Origin of the sequence: Halomonas sp. 707D4 (assembly GCF_024158685.1) — a bacterium.
Lineage (GTDB): Bacteria > Pseudomonadota > Gammaproteobacteria > Pseudomonadales > Halomonadaceae > Vreelandella.
In genome coordinates this window covers 1-1100 of the sequence record NZ_JAMZBD010000731.1, presented here as the reverse complement: position 1 = coordinate 1100, position 1100 = coordinate 1, and the positions used below count along the sequence as shown (strand labels likewise).

The following is a 1100-nucleotide window of genomic DNA, read 5'->3' as shown; positions in this document are numbered from 1 at the left end:
CCTCATTGATGTACGCTGCAGGCCCCTCCTCGCCGGCGTGTGCAACCCGGCGAATACCCGCCTCGCGAGCGCGTGCGAAGAGCGCCTTGAATTTCGATGGCGGGTTGTCGCGCTCGGCGCTGTCGAGCCCGATGGCGTCGAGACGATTCCAGTAAGGCTTTGCCTGCTCGAAAACCTGCAGTGCCTCCTCGGCCGAGCGGTCACGCAGAAATGCCATGATCATGCCGACCGAAAGATCGAGCGACGTTTCGGCCTGCCCCTTGGCCTCGAGCAGCCCCTCCATCACCGTTTCCAGAGAAACGCCGCGACTCAGGTGCGCCTGGGGGTCGAAGTGCATGTCGATGTGAACGACACCTTCACCAGCGGCACGCTTGAAGTAGTCCATCGCCAGGTCGAAGAAATCCTGGCGCGTACGCAGCACGCCCATGCCCTGATAGTAGAGATTCAGAAAGCCCTGCAGGTCATCGAAGCGGTAGGCGGCCTTGACCTCGTCGATGCTCGCGTAAGAAAGCTCGATGCCATTTCGCCGGGCCAGTTCGAACATGAGTTCGGGTTCGAGCGTGCCTTCGATATGCAGGTGGAGTTCGGTCTTGGGCAGTTGGCGTAGATACTCTTGCATGGCGCTTCCTCGTCTAGCGGGCGTGGTCGGAGCCGATGACCCTCAGCCGACCCCTGTCGAGCGAATAACTATACGTGAGGCCGGGAAGCAGCGAAACATCGTCCACCTGGTGGATGAAGTAGACCGCCGTGCGCCCCTGCAACCACTGATCCAGCGACCTGGCCAGGTACCGCGCCGTCTCGTCATCCACGCCGGCGAAGGGTTCGTCCAGAAGCACAAGCCGAGGGTCGCGCAGAAAGAGCCTGGCCAGTGCCACACGCCGCGCCTGGCCTCCGGAGAGACGACGCCCTTTCTCGCCCACGGGCGTCGACAACCCATGCGGCTGCCGTTCGGCCCAGTCGGCGAGTGCCACCTGCTCGAGCGCTCGCCAGAGCCTGGCATCATCGGCGCTCGGGTCGGCCAGGCGGAGATTGTCCGCGAGCGTGCCGTCGAAGAGATCCACCTGCTGAGAAAGGAAGGCGAAACGCGCAGCGCGCTCCTC

Annotated in this window: 2 protein-coding genes; both read right to left on the bottom strand. The window is 63.5% G+C overall.

Features of this window, described 5'->3' with window-relative positions; genetic code table 11:
• Positions 1-619, bottom strand: a 619-nt coding sequence (locus BIS11_RS18280; RefSeq protein ID WP_253586821.1) for an adenosine deaminase family protein, incomplete at its 3' end; no start/stop codon positions are given.
• A gap of 13 nt (positions 620-632) precedes the next feature.
• Positions 633-1100 (bottom strand): ATP-binding cassette domain-containing protein (locus tag BIS11_RS18275; protein WP_253586820.1); only part of this gene is annotated, 468 nt, incomplete at its 5' end.